Source organism: Acidobacteriota bacterium (genome assembly GCA_009838525.1).
In the GTDB taxonomy this organism is placed as follows: domain Bacteria; phylum Acidobacteriota; class Vicinamibacteria; order Vicinamibacterales; family UBA8438; genus VXRJ01.
This window is the reverse complement of the sequence record VXRJ01000016.1, coordinates 99,719-116,648: the sequence shown is the minus strand read 5'-3', so window position 1 is coordinate 116,648 and position 16,930 is coordinate 99,719. Positions and strand designations below refer to the sequence as shown.

The window sequence follows — 16,930 nt, the reverse complement described above, 5'->3', positions numbered from 1 at the left end:
GCAATCGGGGGAGAATTCGGCTCACGCCGCCGCGCTCCTCAAGGGTGCTCGGGGTACTCTGTTAACGATGAGCGGAACACTGCGTTTCTCGTTGTCGAACTACATCAAGGGAGTCGCGGAGGGCTGGCCGGAAACGGACATCTATCGGATGGTCGTGCACGGCTTGCCGCGGGGATTCCATGCCTGCAGCGAGGCGGAGCAACGGGAAGCGCTGGCGGAGCGCGTGCCATTGACGCACACGAAGTGGGACGCGCTCCTGGCTGCGGTGGTGGAGCACGTGGCACGACTTCACGGGCACGAACCGCCGGCGTGGGTGGACGAGCCAGAACGATTCCTCGACAGGACCTGGGTCCTGTCACCTATCCGTCCGATTCGGATGAATGCGTTGGTATTCGCGCCGGGCGCGTTCCTTCGGCACGGGGCACTGCCAGACCCAAGGGATCTGGACAGCCGGGGTGGAGAACGGCATGAGTGGGTTCCTTGATCGCAGGCGTCGGCGGCGGATCACGTTGGCGGAGGCGTTCCGGGGCCGGAGCGTGCCCGCGGACTCCTGGTAGCTCGGCTAGTGCCGGCGTGGACGCCGGCGCACCGGCTAGGGCTCGCCGCAGTGCGTGGAGATGAAGGCTCGCGCCTCGTCGCGCAGGCGCACGATTTCCGACCAGTCGGTTCCCTTCGGGTGGATGGGTTCGCCGAAGGTGACGGTGATCGGGCCGGGACGGAGCAGCAGCGTGTCGGCGGGCCAGATGTGCCGGGTGCCGCGGATGGCGACGGGGACGATGGGGCAGCCGGCGTCGACGGCGGCGCGGAAGGCGCCGAGCCGGAACGGGAGTAGACGTGGGGCCCGGTCGAAGGTTCCCTCGGGGAAGATGAAGAGCGCCTCGCCGGCGTCGAGCGGCGCGCCCATGCTGGACGCCTCCTCGATGCGCTGGGCCTGATCCGTCTTGTGCAGGCGGATGTGGCTGCCCTTGCGAATCGCGAGGCCGACGAGCGGATAGCGCGCCAGCTTCGCCTTGGCCGCGAAGCGGGCGCCGAACGGCAGAGTCGCCATCATCACCGGCGGATCGAGGAAGCTGGCGTGATTGGCGACGAAGACGACGGGCGGCTCGATGGACCCGCGCTCCGGCATCACGACCTCGATGGGGCACCGTCCGAGCGCCATGACCAGGCGCGTCCAGCGGCCGACGAGCGCGTCTGATTGCCCGCCCTGCGGCCAGAACCGCAGGAGAACGGAGGCGGGGATGGCGGTGCCGAAGACGACGGTGTAGGCGTAGACGCTGAAGAGCAGGCGCGCGGCCCGGGCGGTCTGCCGGGCCGCCATCGCGCCCGCCGCGGCGGCCCCGAGGCGGATCCACTGAGCCGCCATGTTGGCTTGGCCGCGGTCGATCGCTCCGCTGACCCAGGCGTCGCGCGTCGCGCCGCGGCGGATCTTGCCGCTCGACGTCTTGAGGACCGATCCGGGCGGGGCAAGCACGATGCGATCCGGGGCGACGCCCATCGCGCCGGTGATGGCGCGGTTCACCGCCTGGCGGAGTCCGGTGCGCGCCTTGGCCTCGGTGACGCGCGTCTCCGCGATGATGACGAACTGTTCGGTGCCGCGCGTCTCGTCGCGCACGCCGAAAGCGGCGACGCAGCCGGCCCGGATGCCGTCGACCGCGCTGGCCAGCTCTTCCGCTTCGGGCGGGGCGAGGTTGCGTCCCGCCTTGATGATGAGGTCCTTCGAACGGCCGGTGATGAAGAGATCGCCGTCCGCGAGGTAGCCCAGGTCGCCGGTCTCGAGCCAGCCGTCGCTGCCGATCAGCGCGCCCGTCGCCTCGGGATTGCGGAAGTAGCCGCTGGTCGCCGACGGACCGCGAAAGCGGATCCGGCCGCGTCGGCGCTCCGGCACCGGGACGTTCGCATCGTCCACCACTGCCATGTCGTGACCATCCAGGGCCCGGCCGCAGGAGACGAACTCCAGGGCGTGGGCGTCGTCGGCCGCCGCTGGCGCCGCCTCGGCCGACGACTCGTAGCGTTCCCGGTCGATCCGGTCGATCCGGAACGGCGTCCCCATGGTCGGCGTCGCCAGGCCGACGGAGCATTCGGCAAGGCCGTAGACGGGCTGCATGGCGGTCGGATCGAGTCCGTACGGCGCGAACCGTTCGTTGAAGCGCCGCAACGTATCGGGCGACACCGCCTCGGATCCGTTGAGCAGCGTGCGGACCGAGCGCAGATCCAGCCCCTCTAGCTCGTCGTCCGAAATCCGTGACACGCAGAGGTCGTACGCGAAGTTGGGCGCCGGCGAGACGGTGCCGCGGTGGGTGGAGAGCGCCTGCAGCCATCGCACCGGCCGGGAAAGGAAAGCGAGCGGCGACATCAGCGCGAGCGGCGCGCCGGTGTAGAGCGTGCCGAGCCAGGCGCCGATCAGCCCCATGTCGTGGTAGAGGGGCAGCCAGCTCACGCCGACGTCGTGCGCGCGGAAGTCGAGGCGCTCGATGATGGCGCGGATATTGGCCAGCAGGTTGGCGTTCGTGAGCAGCACGCCCTTCGGTTCCCCGGTGCTGCCGGACGTGTACTGAATGAGCGCCGCGTCGTCCCCCGTCGCCGTCGCCGGCCGCCGCGCCTCACCGCCGAGCGCGTCCGTGCCGACGATGGCCTCGAGGGAAGGCGCCCGCTGTTTCAGGAGGCCCGCCACTCGCTGCACCTCCGGGAACGCCACGAGCAGGCGCGCGCCCGCGTTGCGCAGGATCGCCACCTGCCGCGAGGCGTATTCCTCGATCCGGTCGGCGCGGAACGGCGGATAGAGCGGAGCGGGGACGCAGCCCGCCATCAGCGTGCCGATGAAGATGGGAAAGAAGGCGCGCTCGGTCCGGAGCATGAGGGCGACGCGGTCGCCGCGTCCCAGGCCGCGCGCCGCCAGGCCGCCCGCCACCGCGCGCGCCTCGTCCCACAGCCAGGCGTAGGTCAGCGGGGTTTCGCTGCCGTCGTCCTCGCGCAGGTGGATGTGGACGCGGTCGGGGGTCCGCTCGACATGCCAGGCGAGCGCCTCGACGATCGAGCGCGCATGTACCGGCGGGCCGTCCGTCGAGGGTGTGGCGACGGTCGCCTCGACGGCCGCCGCGCCAGCCGCTTCCGTCCTCGAGGCGCTCACCTCGGAGGGCGTCGTCCTCGCGGCGGCGGGCGTGGCTGCCGCCGCGGCGATCGCCGCCGCCAGGTCGGCCGGCGTCTCCGCCTCCATCATGGCGTCGTCGCCCAGGCGGACGCCGAAACTCCGTTCCAGGCGGATCAGCAGCTCGACCCGTTCGAGGCTGCTGATCCCGAGGTCGGTCTCGAGGGAGTCGCCGCGCTTGACATCGATGGCGCCGCCGTCCGCGCCGCCGCGCAACTCACCCGCCAGCTCCGCAATGACGTCGAGGACGCGTTCCTCTACGCTTGCGCCGGCGTCCACGTTCGTCAGGGCTCGACGCGGCGAATGGTCTTGATGATGACCGGATCGCGCGGGACGTCGTCCATGCGATCGACCCGTGTCGTCCGGACGCGCGAGATATCGTCCACCACGTCCATTCCGTCAACGATCCGTCCGAAGACGGCGTAGCCATAGCCTCGGGCCGTCAGGTCGCGGTGATCGAACGAACCGTTGTGGTTGACGTTGACGAAGAATTGCGCGCGGGCGGAATTCGGCTCGCCGAGGCGCGCCATGGCAACCGTTCCACGCCGGTTCTGCATGCGGTTGGTGGCCTCGTTGAGGATGGGGCCCCGAAGACCCTCGACCCTCGGCGTCAGATCCTCCAGGAACCCCCCGCCCTGAATGATCACGTCGCGGATGACGCGGTGGAAGACCAGGCCGTCATAGAAGCCATCCTGCACGTAGGTGAGGAAGTTGGTGACGGACGCCGGCGCGTCGGGCCGCAGCAGCTCGATGGTGAAGTCGCCCATCGTGGTCTCGACGACGACGTGCGGGTTGGGAGGCGCGTCCTGCGCCGCCGCCGGCGCGGGGCCGGCGACGGCAAGCACGGCAAGAAGGCAGACGACAGCGACGATCGAACGGGGCCGCCCGGTACGCTTCATTCGGATCCGCCTACTGTCGCGAGACGGCCGTGATGGTGATCGTCTCGACGGGGACATTCTGGTGCGGTCCCTGCCGTCCCGTGTTGACGCCGGCGATCGCGTCCACCACGTCCATGCCCTCCGTCACGCGGCCGAAGACGGCGTAACCGAAGTTCTGCTGGCCCTGATGGTCGAGGCTGCGGGCGTTGTTGACGGTGTTGATGAAGAACTGCGCGGTCGCGCTGTCGACCACGTTGGTACGCGCCATGGAAATGGTTCCGCGGTCGTTGCTGACGCCGTTGTCCGCTTCGTTCCTGATGGGCGCGCGGGTCTGCTTCTCGCTGAGGTTCGCGGTCAACCCGCCTCCCTGAATCATGAAGCCCTCGATCACCCGATGGAACACGGTTCCGGAATAGAAACCGTCGTCGACGTACTGAAGAAAGTTCTCCACCGTGATCGGCGCCTGCTCCTGAAGAAGCTCGATCGTGATGTTGCCCATGCTGGTCTCCATCACCACGACCGGATTCTGCGCCGCCGCCTGCCCGGGTACCATCATCATCATGCTCAACATCCCGCCCATGAGTGCGTTGCGAAACGACATCGGTCCTGCTCCTTTGCGGCCGTTCGTGACCGCGTCCCTACGGTGTCCGGAGTGTTCAAGATCCTGAATTCAAGATCCAAATGACCGGGATGGCATCCGGAGTCCGGAGGGTGATCTCTGCCTCGATCCAAGTAAAATGGGCTGTTTGCGGCATTCTCGTCCCGATCCGCGGCCACTCTGAAACTGGCCCCGAGTATGCATAATCCACCGGGACCTGTCCACCCAGCCCGTTCGATGAAGCTGCTTGAACGACTTCGGTCGCAGCCGGCGTGGCAGAGTGCGGACCCCTCCGGACGGATCGAGGCGGTACGCGGTCTGGACGACGACGCGGTCGATCTGCTGATCGAGATCGCCCGCGAGGATCCCGCTCCCGAGGTACGTCTGGCCGCCGTGGAGCAGATGCCCAATCTCCGGACCCTCGTCAGGTTCCTTCAGGATCCGGGTGACGATGCGGCGGCGCGGGCCGAGGCGGTGGAAGGCGTGCGGGAGACATTGGTGGAGGCGGCCGACGACATCGACATGACCGACGCGTTTGACGTGTTGACCGACGAGCAGGATCGTGCCCGGATAGCGCGGGCGGCGAAGTCGGAGGTAGTGGCGCGGGCGGCGCTTGAACGGGTGAATGACGAGGCGACGCTCGGGGCGATAGCGCGCGGAGTGGAGCGGACCGACCTGGCCGTCGACGCCGTCGCCCGGATCGCCAGCCGGGACGAACTGCTGGCGGTCGCCGTCAAGGCGGAGTTCAAAGGGCCCGCGCTCGCGGCGTGCGAGCGGCTGTCGGCGGAGACGATCGACGAGGCCACCCTCGACGTGATCGTCCGGACCGCTCACAGCAAGGCGTCGGCCCGGTGGGCTCGCGCGCAACTCGCGGCCCGGGCCGAACCCGAAGAGCCGGAGACGCCGGCCGAGCCGGAACCGGATCCGGACGTGGGGGTCTCCGAGTGCGAGCGACTGGAAGCACTCGCCGATTCCACGACGGATCTGGAACAGGGGCGTAGCGACCTCGACGCGATTCTGGAGACGTGGTCGAGCCTGGACGGGCCGGTCGCCCCGGAGGTCGGCGCGCGCTTCGCCGAGGCCCGTACCGCAGCCGAGGATCGACTGCTTGCCCTCGACCAGACTGCCGTCGAGGCGCAGCGCGCGGCGGAGCAGCAGGCGGCCGCCGCGGCGGCCGAGGCGGAGGCGGAAGCGGAGGCCATAGAAGCGCGGCGGCAGGCGGCAGCGGCGGAAGCGGAGAAGCGCGAGCGGGAAGCGGAGCAGGCCAGGCTGGAAGCGGCGGAGGCGAAGGCGGCGCGCAAGAAGGCGGCGCGCGACAACCTGACGCAGCTCGAGACGTTGCTCGATCGGGTCGCGACGGTCATGGCGGGCGACAAGGGCGTATCGCTCGGCGAGGCGGAGCGGCTGCTCCGGGAGGCGCGGCAGGCGCTCAAGGAGATGCCGCCGTTGCCGTCGCGGCATGACCGGGAATCGATCACGCGAAAGCTCAAGGCGCGCGTCACCAAGCTGACGGTGACGGTCCGCGAGCTCCGGGAGTTCGCCGACTGGCAGCAGTGGGCCAACCTCGGCGTCCAGGAGACGCTCTGCCGGGAGATGGAAGCGCTGGCGTCGGACGACGGGTCGGCGAAGGACGACGCCGCGCTGGCGGGCACCTTCTCGGACATCATGAAACGCTGGCGGCAGGCGGCGGACGTGCCGAAGGCCCGCGGCCAGGAGCTGTGGGAGCGTTTCAAGGCGGCGCACGACAAGGTCTACCCGCGCTGCGAGTCGTACTTCGCGGCCCGGAAGGAGGAGCAGGCGAAGAACCTGAAACGCCGCCGCGAGCTCGTGGAGGAGGCGGAGCGGCTGGCGGAGTCGACCGACTGGCTGAAGACGGTCGAGCGGATGGCCGTGCTGCAGAAGGAATGGAAGGCGCTTGGTTCGGCGCCGTACAAGGCGCAGCGGAAGCTCTGGGACCGGTTCCGCGAGGCCAACGGGACCTTCTTCGAGCGGCGCAAGGCGAACCTGACCGAGCGCAAGCAGGTCTGGGCGGACAACTACGCCAGCAAGGTGGCCCTGTGCGAGCGAATAGAAGCGCTCGCGGACGCCGACGATCTGGCCGCCGCCATCAACGACGCCAAGCAGGCCCAGGCCGAATGGAAGTCGGTCGGCCCCGTGAAGCGATCGCGTTCGGACGCGATCTGGAAGCGTTTCCGGGCCGCGTGCGACGCGCTGTTCGACCGCCACAAGGAGCGCCAGCGGGAGAGCGGGAAGGACCGAGCGCGTCCGGCGGACGGCGAGCGCTCGACGCCGCCCGCCGCCGATCGCGAGCAGCAACTGGCTCGGCTGTCGGAGCTGTGCGAGCGGGCCGAGAAGCTGCTGCCGGAGGACCAGTTGCCGCCGGCGGATGCCTCCCGCGAGTCGCCCGCCGAGATGCTGGCGCGGCAGTGGCGCGAGCGGATGGCATCCAACACGATGGGACGGAGAGACGACAGCGCGGCTCGCCAGCGCGCGGCGCGCGACGAAGTCAAGCGCCTCGTGGCGGCGCGGCGCCAGCTCGGGTCCATTCGCGGCAAGGATGCCTCGGCGCTGGACCGCCGGTTCCAGCGGGCGTGCAACCAGGTGTTCCAGGCGTAGCCGGCAGCTAGTGACGGGCGGCGTCAGTCCTGCGGTTGCGGCGCCGGCCGGCGTTTCAGCAGCGTCACTTCGTTCCCGGCGTCGTTGTAGTCGACCTCGTCGAGGAAGGTCCGCATCAGAAAGATGCCCCGGCCGCTCGGCTGAATGAGGTTCTCCGGCAGCGTCGGATCCGGCACCGCGTCGACATCGAAGCCCTGCCCCTCGTCCGCGATGACGAAGCGCACGTCGTCCTCGTTCAGCGTGACACGAACGGTGATGCGCCGGTCGCGGTACGGCGCGAGGCGCCGGCGTTCCTCCGCGAGCGCGCGGTAGGCGCGCGGGTCGTGTTCCCGGATCTGGGACGACACGTCCAGGTTGCCGTGGAAGTAGGCGTTCGTAAGCGCCTCGTCGAGTGCGGTCGAAACGCCGTGGCAATCCGTTTCGTTGAACATCCCGGAGTCGCGCAGGATGCCGGTCAGATAGCTGACGAGCGAGGTGATCAGGCCGAGGTCGTTCTCCAGGACGAAAGATGCGTTCTGCAGATGGCCCAGCAGCCGCTTGTAGCTGCGCCGCTCGCGCGAGGTCTCGAGGATCCGTTCCACTACCTCGAGCAGATCCCGCGCGAGCAGTTTCTTCGGCACGTAGCTCGACGCGCCCGCTTCGAGCGCCTTGACGGCGATTTCCTCGCTGCCCCGAGCGGTCATCAGCACGACCGGCACGAGCGGATGGTCTGCCGACGCCCGCTCCACGAAGGCGAGGCCGTCCATCTCCGGCATGACCAGGTCGGTGAGCACCAGGTCGACCTCGGCCTCGGCCATCCGCGCGAGGGCCGACTTTCCGTGCTCCGCCTGCAGCACGTCCCACGACTGCTTCTCGAGCAGATGCTGGACCAGTGTCCTGTCGGCCGCCGAGTCGTCCACTACCAGGATGGTCGCCACCGTTTTTCAGTCTCCGATCCAGGCCCTCAGTTCCGTCTCCACCGCGTTCAGTTCCGGTTCAAGGCTGGTCCAGACGCGGACCGCGCCTTCCAGGTCGCCGTCGCGCGCCCGATCCTCCAGTTCGTGGGCGAGCGCAACGACGCGCGCTTCCTCGAACAGGCGGAGCGATCCGGCGATCGTGTGCGCTGCCCGCCGCGCGACCGCCGGGTCGTTCCCGGTGAGGGCGGCGCGCAGCTCGTCGACCAGGGCCGTCTGCTGCCCAAGGTAGCCGCCGATCACCCTTCGTAGCAACTCGCTGTCGCCGTCGACCGCGTCGAGGGCAGCCTTCCAGTCGAGTCGTGCGCCGGGCTCGGGGGCGGCAGCGGGTCGCGTGTCGGCCTCGGCGCCGCCATCGGCGGGTGCCGCCACGCGCTCGATCCCCACCGCCGCGGCTATCACGTCCAGCAACTCGCGTGACCGGTAGGGCTTGAGCAGATAGCCGTCGAAACCGGAGTTCAGGCAGTAGGCCTCGCTGCCGCGCGACGCCCGGGCGGTCAGCGCGACGATCGCCATCGGAGCCGCGCCGTCCGCCGCCTCGCGCCCCCGGATGCGGCGCGTCGCCTCGTAGCCGTCCATCCCGGGCATCTGCAGGTCCATCAGGACGACGTCGTAGGACGCGTCCGACGTCGCTTCCACCGCGGCCGCGCCGCTGGCGGCCACGTCGACGGTATGGCCGCGTTTCTCCAGCATCCCGATTGCCACCTGCTGATTGGCGACGCTGTCCTCCACGACGAGGATGCGCAACGGTCCGAGGACCGCCGCCTCGCTGACGGGCTCGGCGCCGGCGTCGACGCCGGCGGCCTCGAACGCCGGCTGCACGAAGCGCGCCGTGAAGTGGAAGGTGCTGCCCTCGTCCGGTTGGCTCACGAGCCCGATCCTGCCGTCCAGCACGTCGACGAGGCGCGCCGCGATGGCCAGACCGAGTCCGGTGCCCCCGTAGTGACGGGTGATCGAGGCGTCTCCCTGCACGAACTCCTCGAAGATCACCTGCTGCTTCTCCGGCGGGATGCCGATCCCGGTGTCCTCCACCTCGAACCGGAGCGCAACGTCGTCGCCGTCGCGCGCCTCGATCCGGACCCGCAGGGCGATTCGCCCGGCCGCGGTGAACTTCATCGCGTTCGAGAGCAGGTTCGCCAGCACCTGCCGCAGCAGGCGCTCGTCGCCGACGAGGGCGTCGGGCACGTCAGGGGCGACCTCGGTGACGAGCCTGACCGGCTTTTCGTGCAGCCGGGGCGCGAGGGAGCGGACCCACGCTTCGATCCGCTCCCGGAGCCGGAAGGGAGAGGGATCCGCCTCTATCCGGCCCGCCTCCAGCTTCGAGAAATCGAGGATGTCGTTGATGATGTCGAGCAAGGCCTCGGCGGAGACGTGGATCGCCTCTACGTGGCGCTGCTGATCGGCTGTCAGGTCGGTCTCGCCGAGCAATTCCGCGCTTCCGATCACGGCGTTGAGGGGGGTCCGGATCTCGTGGCTGACGTTCGCGAGGAACGTGCTCTTGGCCCGGTTCGCGTGCTCCGCGCTGTCGCGCGCCTCCCGCAGCTCGTTCGCCTGCCGCCGCAGGTCCTCTTCGGCCCGCTTCAGCGCGGTGACGTCGGTGTGACAGCCGAGGAGGCGGATCGGCTTCCCGTCGTCGTCCCGGATGGCGAGGCCGCGGCACCGGACCCAGACGGTGCCGCCGTCGCGGTGGCGGTACCGGACGATCTGATCGTAGGGATGGCTCGGGTCCTTCAGGTGCTTCCCGAAGTTGTCGAGCGCGACCGCGAGATCGTCGGGGTGGATGTTCGCCTGCCACCAGTCCGGCGTGTTCGGGATCTCGTCGTCCCGGTAGCCGAAGACCTCCTTGAACCGCGGGCTCATCCACTCCTGCTCCTGCCGCTCGACGTCCCAGTACCAGATCCCGTCGAGCGAGCCCGCCTGCAGGAACTCGAAGATCGCCGGGTCCTTCCGGACCAGCTCGTACAGCTCGGTCTTGAGATAGTGGTCGGTGCCCGGCATGGCCATCGTTCCGGCGCGCTTTCATCCTACTCCCGTTCCGGCGTGGCGGCTCCCGTTCCGGCCCGACGGGACCGGGGCGGGCGGCCGGGCGTAGACTGTTGGGAGCGCGATGGACGGCTTCTGTTCGCTGACGGCCGACTGGTTCAGGGGGAAGTTCGGGCAGGCCACGCCGGCCCAGGCGGAGGCGTGGCCGCTGATCCGGGAGGGGGGCGACCTGCTGATCTCGGCCCCGACCGGCTCGGGCAAGACGCTGGCCGCGTTCCTGAGCTGCATCGATCGGCTGGTGTCGGACGGGCTCGATGGACATCTGGACGATCGGACCTCGGTCGTCTACGTCTCGCCGCTCAAGGCGCTGAGCAACGACATCCATCGGAACCTCCAGGAGCCGCTCAAGGAGCTGGGTGAGCTGGCGGAGGCCTCCGGGGCCGAGCTGGCGGAGATCCGCACCGCCATCCGGACCGGCGATACGCCGGCCTGGGAGCGCGAACAGATGGTGCGCCGGCCGCCGCACATTCTGGTGACGACCCCCGAGTCGCTCTTCATCCTGCTGACGGCGGAACGCAGCCGGAAGATGCTCTCGACGGCGGCGACGGTCATCGTCGACGAGATCCACGCCGTGCTGGACGACAAGCGGGGTGCGCATCTCGCGGTCAGCCTGGCGCGGCTCGACTGCCTGGTGCGGGAGGCCGGGGGCTCGCGGCCGCAGCGGATCGGCCTGTCGGCGACCGTCAAGCCGATCATCGAGGTGGCGTCCTTCCTGACCGGGGAGGTTGACGGAGGCGAGACGGCAATCGTCGATTCCGGCCACCGCCGCGAGCTCGATCTTGCCGTCGAGGTGCCGGAGGAAGAGCTGGGGGCGGTTGCCACGACCGGGATGTGGGGCGAGATCTACGACCGGATCGCGGAGCTGATCCTCTCGCACCGCACGACGATCGTCTTCGTCAACACGCGGCGCCTGGCCGAGCGCGTCGCGCATCAACTGGCGGAGCGCCTGGGCGACGACGCGGTGCTGTCGCATCACGGCAGCCTGTCGCGCCGTTTGCGCCAGGCGGCCGAAGCCGCGCTCAAGGAGGGTCGGCTTCGCGCCATCGTCGCCACGGCGTCGCTCGAGCTCGGCATCGATGTCGGATCGGTCGACCTGGTCTGCCAGATCGGCACGCCCCGCTCGATCGCGGTCGCGCTGCAGCGGATCGGGCGTTCCGGCCACAAGGTGGACCGGACGTTCATTCCGAAGGGGCGCTTCTTCCCGGCGACACGCGACGAGCTGGTCGAGTGCGCGGCGCTGGTCCGGGCCATCCGGAGCGGCCTGCTGGACGAGCGGACGGTGATGCCCTGGCCGCGCGACGTGCTGGCGCAGCAGATCGTCGCCGCGGCGGCGACCGGCGACTGGGACGAGGACGAGCTGTTCGACCTGGTGCGGAGCGCCTACCCCTACCGGGACCTGCCGCGCGACATCTTCGACGAGGTGGTGGCGATGCTGTCGGACGGCATCGCGTCGTCGCGCGGCCGGAACGGGGCGTGGCTGCACCGCGATCGGGTCAACGGCGTCGTCCGCGGGCGGCGGGGCGCGCGGCTGGCGGCCATCACCTCGGGCGGCGCGATTCCCGACAACGCCAACTACCAGGTCGTGGCGGAGCCGGAGGGGACGACGGTCGGGACCGTGGACGAGGACTTCGCGGTCGAGAGTCTCGCCGGCGACGTCTTCCTGCTCGGGACTACGTCGTGGCGAATCCGCCGGGTCGAGGCGGGGCGGGTCCGGGTGGAGGATGCGCATGGCGCCGCACCGTCCGTGCCGTTCTGGCTCGGGGAGGCGCCGGGGAGAACGCGCGAGCTGTCCGACGAGGTGTCCCGCGTCCGAGAGCGCCTCGCCGCGGCGAACGCCGACGATGACGCGATCGCGTTCCTGGTGCGGGAGTGCGGTCTCGATCGTCCCGGCGCCGAACAGGCGGTCGCCTACCTCCGGGCCGGTGTCCGTGTGCTGGGCGCGACGCCGTCGAACCGGACTCTTGTCGCCGAGCGCTTCTTCGATGAGAGCGGCGGCATGCAACTGGTGCTGCACGCGCCGCTCGGCGCCCGCATCAACCGCGCCTGGGGCCTGGCGCTCCGGAAACGCTTCTGCCGCAGCTTCAACGTCGAGCTCCAGGCCGCGGCCACCGACAACGGCCTCGTCATCTCGCTCGCCGAGCAGCACAGTTTTCCGCTCGAGGTGGTCTTCCGGTTCCTCCAGCCGGCGACGGTGGAGGACGTGCTGACCCAGGCGATGCTCCCGTCGCCGATGTTCGGGGCGCGCTGGCGCTGGAACGCGTCGCGCGCGCTCGCCATCCTCCGCTTCGCGGGGGGCAAGAAGGTGCCGCCGCCGATCCTGCGGATGCGATCCGACGATCTGCTCGCCGCCGTCTTCCCCGACCAGGTGGCGTGCGCGGAGAACCTGAGCGGCGAGATCCGGATCCCGCAGCATCCGCTGGTGGACGAGACCATCCGCGACTGCCTGCACGAGGCGATGGACATCGATGGCTTGCGCGAGCTGGTGGCGGGCATCGAGGCGGGAACCATCGCGACCCACGCCATCGACACCGCCGAGCCGTCGCCGCTCGGCCACGAGATCCTGAACGCGAACCCGTACGCGTTCCTCGACGACGCGCCGCTGGAGGAGCGCCGCGCCCGCGCCGTGCAGTTGCGCCGGACGCTGGGCGACGACGGCGGCGAGATCGGCGCGCTCGACGAAGCGGCAATCCGGGAGGTGGCGGACGAAGCGTGGCCGGTCGTGCGCGATCCCGAGGAGCTCCATGACGCGCTGCTGACGCTGGTCCTGGTCCCGCCGCGCGACGGCTGGCGGGATTGGTTCGCCCGGCTCGCCGAGACCGGCCGCGCCACGACGCTGACCCCCGGCGCGCCGGCCGGTGCGCCCGCTGGTGCGCCGGCCCATGGTGCGCCGGCCTCCAGGCCGGCAGAGGGTCCACCGGCAGAGGGTCCGCCGGCGTCCACGCCGGCACGCGCCACACCTCCCGCCTTCTGGGTCGCCACCGAACGCCTCCGCACCGCGCGCCTCGTCCACCCGGGCGCCGTCGCCGACCCCGATCCTCCGGATATCGAGCAGCCGGTTCCGGACGGCGTCGACGCCGCCGTGACCGAAGTCCTCCGCGGCTGGCTCGACTCGGTCGGCCCGATGACCGCTGCCGCCCTCGCCGCCACCCTCGCCCTTCCCGAGGATCGGATTGCCGCCGCCCTGACCCGGCTCGAGGGTGAAGGCCAGGTGCTTCGCGGCCGATTCACGGCGGCGGCCCGCGCCGACGGGGCGGAGACGGAGTGGTGCAACCGCCGCGTCCTGGCGAGGATTCACCGCCTTACCCTTGGCCGCCTGCGGCGCGAGATCGAGCCGGTGACGTCGGCCGATCTCGTCCGCTTCCTCGCGCGCTGGCAGCGCATGGCGGACGGAACCAGGCTGCATGGCGCGTCCGGCCTGCTGCAGGTGATCCAGCAACTGCAGGGCTGCGAGGTGTCGGCCGCCGCCTGGGAACGCGACGTCCTCGCCGCGCGCATGGCGAAGTACGACCCGGAGATGCTCGATCAGTTGTGCCTCTCGGGCGAGGTGATGTGGGGTCGTCTGTCGCCCCATCCCGCGTTCGACGCGCGGAACGGCGACGAGCAGCGCGAGCCGGCCAACCGCCGGGCGCGCCGCGTCCGCCCGACCCGCGTCGCGCCCGTCGCGCTCTTCCTGCGGGAAGACCTCGAATGGCTGCTTCCGCCCGGCGGCCATCCGGCCGGCCCGGATGTGCCGGCCCTTTCGCACCCCGCCCGGGCGGTGCTCGATGCGCTCCAGCGACGCGGTGCGTCGTTCCTCCGCGAACTCGTGCAGGAGACCGGCCGGCTGACGAGCGAGGTCGAGGACGGGCTCTGGGAACTGGTTGCGGCCGGCCTGGTGACCGCCGACGGATTCGACAACCTGCGCGCGCTGACCAACCCGAAACGCCGCCGTGGCGAGGGTCGCTTCCGCGCCGCCCGTCCCCGGCACGCGGCCGGGCGCTGGGCGTTGCTCGCGCCGGGGAGCCGGGATCTCCAGGCCGGCGCGGGGGAACCGGCCGAACGCGAACGCGCGGACGCCTTCGCGCGCCAGTTGCTGCTTCGCTGGGGCGTCGTCTTCCGCGACCTGGTCCGCCGCGAGACCCTGATGCCGCCCTGGCGCGATCTCCTCGCGTCGCTCCGCCGGATGGAAGCGCGGGGAGAGGTGCGCGGCGGCCGCTTCGTCGCCGGCTTCGTGGGCGAGCAGTTCGCCCGCCCGGACGCGGTGGAGCTGCTTCGCATCGTCCGTCGCGACGGCGGCCGGATCGACCGGGGCCGCGGCGTGCGAGTCGCCGCCGCCGACCCGATGAACCTGGCGGGCATCGTGACGCCCGGCGCGCGGGTCAGCGCCCTTTCGGGCGAGGTGGTCGAGCTGCTGCCGCCGGCGCCGGTCGCCGCCGGCGCGGCGGCCGTGCAAGAATGATCCTTGGGCCTCGGGGGGATAGAACGATGAGAGCGCGCACGTGGACCGGATCGCTGGTTGGATTGGTTGTTTTGGTGGTCGCCTGCGGCCCGCCACCGCCGCACGACACCCGGACGGTCGTCGAGACGCTGGCGAGCGACGACTACGAGGGCCGGCTCACCGGCTCGACGGGCGAGCAGATGGCCGCGCACTACCTGATCGGCCAGTTGCAGTCGGTCGGGGCCGAGCCGTTGCCGGGTCACAACGCGTATCGCCACGAGTTCCCGTTCAACGCGGGCATTGAGGACACCGGCACGACGATCGGGCTGGCCGACGCCGAGGGCGCGTCCGTCGAGTTGCCCGCCCCGGCCGCCGAGGGGATGCGGTCCGTCCGGGGGCTCGCCTTTTCCGAGACCGCCGCCGTCGAGGCGCCGCTCGTCTTTGCCGGCTACGGCCTGTCGGTTCCGGAGGCCGCCGACGGCTTCAGCTACGACAGCTACGCGACCCTCGACGTCGAAGGAAAGATCGCCGTGGTCCTTCGCTACTTCCCCGAGGAGTCGGAGGGCGACGTGCGCGGCGAGCTGTCGCGCGTCGCCGGGCTCCGCAACAAGGCGTTCGTGGCGCGCGAGCGCGGCGCGGTCGGCCTGATCGTGGTCACCGGTCCGACGTCGCCCAACGCCGGCGAACTCGCGCCGCTCACCTTCGACAACGCGATGGGCGAGGCCGGCCTGGTGGCGGCGACGGTCGACGGCGCGCTCGGCGCCGCGATCATCGAGAGCGCCGGCCGTCCCCTCGCCGAGGTGCAGGCCGAGTTGGACACCGCGAACCCGCATATCGCCGGCTTCGATCTGCCGCTCACCGCGTCACTCGACGTCCGCCTCGAACGCCAGCCCGGCACCGGCCACAACGTCATCGGCTGGCTGCCGCCGACCCGCGATGCGGAAGTCGACAAGCCGTATCTCCTGCTCGGCGCCCACTACGACCACCTGGGCCGCGGCCGGGGCGGCGATTCGCTGGCGCGCGACGACGAGGTGGGGGAGATTCACAACGGCGCGGACGACAACGCGTCGGGCACCGCCGCCGTCCTGGCGATCGGCGAGCGGCTGGCGGATGTCGAGCGGGATCGGGGCGTTATTCTGGCGTTCTGGTCGGGGGAGGAACTGGGCCTGCTGGGCTCCGACGACTTCGTCGAGCGGCCTCCCGTGCCGACGGAGGACATCGCCGCCTACCTCAACTTCGACATGGTGGGCCGCCTGCGTGAGAACACCGTCAACGTGCAGGCGGTCGGCAGCAGCTCCATCTGGACCGACCTGGTGGAGGAGCTGAACGAGCCGGTCGGCCTGACCCTGTCGTTCGTCGCCGATCCCTACCTGCCGACCGATGTCCGCAGCCTGAATGACGCCGGGGTTCCCAGCCTGAACTTCTTCACCGGTTCCCACGAGGAGTACCACCGGCCGTCGGACGACGCGGACACGCTCAACTACGACGGCATCGCGAAGATCGTGGACCTCGCCTCCGCGGTCACCGCCAGCCTCGCCCTCCGCCCGGAACCGCCCGACTTCGTCGAAGTGGAGCGCGAGGAACAGCAGGGCGGCACGGCGATGATGCGGATCTACACCGGCACGATTCCCGACTACACGCAGGAAACGGACGGCCTCGCCCTGTCCGGCGTCGTGGCCGGCGGCCCCGCCGCGGAGGCGGGCCTCGAAGGGGGCGACGTCATCGTAAGCCTCGCCGGACGCGAGGTGGGCGACATCTACGACTACATGTTCGCCCTCGATCTGCTCCGCGTCGGCCAGCCGTCCGAAGTCATCGTCGTCCGGGACGGCGAACGGGTCACGCTGCAACTCATTCCCCGCGCGCGGGAGTAGCCGCCACCGTTATCGAGGGGGCGCGTCGCGGCGGGCTACACCCGCTCGTTCTGAGCCCACCAGCCGGGCCTGGGCCTCGGTGCGTTCCGCTCAACGGCGCTACGCGCTCGCGCCAGTGTTGATGCCAAGGACTTCGCTGGTCGGAATCTCGATGATCGTCTTGCCGGCTGGCGAGAGGAAGTGCCAGGTGCAGTCGGTGGCGACGGCAAGTTGGGCGTGGACGTGGATGATGCCGTGGTTGAGGCGGACCCTGAACCCTGAGACCTTCTGAGGCATCAGGCATCGTATCGGCCGCTTATCCGCCAGGCTTCACCCCACGCCCAAACCGCCGGGTCCCACGAATCTCCCGCGGCGCAGCTCCAAGCTCTCGACTCGGACCCGGTCGACAGGTGGCCTTGACGCCGGACCG

The 16,930-nt window shown here is 70.5% G+C and carries 9 protein-coding genes; 4 read left to right on the top strand and 5 right to left on the bottom strand.

What is annotated here, in order from left to right; translation table 11 throughout:
- The first annotated feature begins 67 nt into the window (after positions 1–67).
- A complete protein-coding gene (locus F4Y45_05345; GenBank protein MXY23931.1) occupies positions 68–484 on the top strand; it encodes a hypothetical protein in 417 nt (138 codons plus the stop codon).
- A 108-nt stretch (positions 485–592) separates the two neighbouring features.
- Here the strand turns inward: F4Y45_05345 and F4Y45_05340 are convergent, their stop codons facing one another.
- From F4Y45_05340 to F4Y45_05330, 3 genes are read right to left on the bottom strand one after another with little or no spacing between them, the layout of a single operon-like run.
- Complete coding sequence (locus F4Y45_05340) at positions 593–3,424, bottom strand: AMP-binding protein (GenBank protein MXY23930.1); 2,832 nt, start codon at positions 3,422–3,424, stop codon at positions 593–595.
- Between the two features lie 5 nt (positions 3,425–3,429).
- Positions 3,430–4,044: a peptidyl-prolyl cis-trans isomerase gene (locus tag F4Y45_05335; protein ID MXY23929.1), complete on the bottom strand. Its 615-nt coding sequence runs from the start codon at positions 4,042–4,044 to the stop codon at positions 3,430–3,432.
- Between the two features lie 10 nt (positions 4,045–4,054).
- A complete protein-coding gene (locus F4Y45_05330) occupies positions 4,055–4,624 on the bottom strand; it encodes a peptidyl-prolyl cis-trans isomerase (protein MXY23928.1) in 570 nt (189 codons plus the stop codon).
- A gap of 234 nt (positions 4,625–4,858) precedes the next feature.
- On the opposite strand from F4Y45_05330, the gene F4Y45_05325 reads away from it, so the two are divergent.
- Positions 4,859–7,237 carry a DUF349 domain-containing protein gene (locus F4Y45_05325; GenBank protein MXY23927.1) on the top strand — a complete coding sequence of 793 codons (2,379 nt, stop codon included), beginning with the start codon at positions 4,859–4,861 and terminating at the stop codon, positions 7,235–7,237.
- A 23-nt stretch (positions 7,238–7,260) separates the two neighbouring features.
- Here F4Y45_05325 and F4Y45_05320 read toward each other — a convergent pair whose 3' ends face one another.
- Entirely contained in the window at positions 7,261–8,154 is an 894-nt protein-coding gene (locus F4Y45_05320) for a response regulator (GenBank protein MXY23926.1), read from the bottom strand.
- A gap of 6 nt (positions 8,155–8,160) precedes the next feature.
- Complete coding sequence (locus tag F4Y45_05315) at positions 8,161–10,194, bottom strand: PAS domain-containing protein (GenBank protein MXY23925.1); 2,034 nt, start codon at positions 10,192–10,194, stop codon at positions 8,161–8,163.
- Between the two features lie 103 nt (positions 10,195–10,297).
- On the opposite strand from F4Y45_05315, the gene F4Y45_05310 reads away from it, so the two are divergent.
- A complete protein-coding gene (locus tag F4Y45_05310) occupies positions 10,298–14,671 on the top strand; it encodes a DEAD/DEAH box helicase (GenBank protein MXY23924.1) in 4,374 nt (1,457 codons plus the stop codon).
- A complete protein-coding gene (locus F4Y45_05305) occupies positions 14,668–16,521 on the top strand; it encodes a M28 family peptidase (GenBank protein MXY23923.1) in 1,854 nt (617 codons plus the stop codon). Before F4Y45_05310 ends, F4Y45_05305 begins: the two co-directional genes overlap by 4 nt.
- Positions 16,522–16,930: the final 409 nt, after the last annotated feature.